Source organism: Vibrio sp. 1249-1 (assembly GCF_033340495.1).
Map to the genome: position 1 here is coordinate 1 of NZ_JAWOWJ010000147.1, position 1,050 is coordinate 1,050.

Consider the following 1,050-nt stretch of genomic DNA (forward strand, 5'->3'; position numbering starts at 1 on the left):
AATCATTTTTTCTATGACTCGATCGCAGAAGGATTACATGATGCCTCTCCAAGGCGCCAAAGAAAAAATTAAAGCGAAAGACACCATTGATTTCGTTTATGAAGCCAATTTGGAAAAGTTGATCATCCAACAGGGCATTCACAATACGGCGAAAATTAAGTTCACCCCAGCTATTGCAAATATGGTGAATTCGCTGACTGGTAAAAAAGTCAAAGTTCAGAAAAAGTTCGCGTGGTTTAAGAAATGAATCACCTAAAAGAAGTTTATATTGACATAAGAGACGAAATCTTTGACGCGCTTGATGCCGCTTCTTTAGTCGATGTCGAGCCATTGGAGCTTGAAAGCCAACTAAAAGATTCCGTCAATATTCTTATCGAGAAAAAGCAACTGCAAATCAGCAGTTTGAAGCGTTTAGATCTCGTCAAAGCACTACTGGATGAACTTAAAGGTTTAGGACCGCTTCAGGCGTTGGTTGATAACGATGATATCTCCGACATTATGATCAATGGCCCGTCAGATATTTTCATCGAAATCAACGGCAAGGTAGAGAAGTCGCCAATCCAGTTCGTCAATGAAAAGCAGCTCAATACTATCGCCAAGCGCATTGCATCCAATGTAGGGCGTCGAATTGATGAATCGAAACCGCTCTGTGATGCGCGTTTAGAAGATGGTAGTCGTGTAAACATCGTAATACCACCTCTTGCGATTGATGGTACTTCAATCTCAATTCGTAAGTTTAAAGAGCAAAAAATCAAGTTGGAAAACTTGGTTCAGTTTGGCGCGCTGTCCGTTGAAATGGCGAAGCTACTTTCCATTGCGAGCCACTGCAAGTGCAACATTCTTATTTCCGGTGGTACTGGTTCTGGTAAGACAACACTACTGAACGCTTTGTCAGGCTTTATCGGCAGTGGTGAACGTATTGTCACCATTGAAGATGCTGCCGAACTTCAGTTGCAGCAGCCGCACATTGTGCGTTTGGAAACGCGCCAAGCAAGCGTCGAAGGTACTGGTGAAATTACCGCCCGAGATTTGGTGATTAACGCCCTTCGT

1 protein-coding gene and 1 pseudogene are annotated in these 1,050 nt (G+C 43.0%); both read left to right on the top strand.

Features of this window, described 5'->3' with window-relative positions; genetic code table 11:
- Positions 1-247 (top strand): annotated as a pseudogene (locus tag R7Z50_RS24860) (type II secretion protein); the annotation flags it as partial.
- A partial coding sequence (locus R7Z50_RS24865; protein ID WP_318149398.1) for a CpaF family protein occupies positions 244-1,050 on the top strand: 807 nt, incomplete at its 3' end. The pseudogene R7Z50_RS24860 and the gene R7Z50_RS24865, both read left to right, overlap by 4 nt.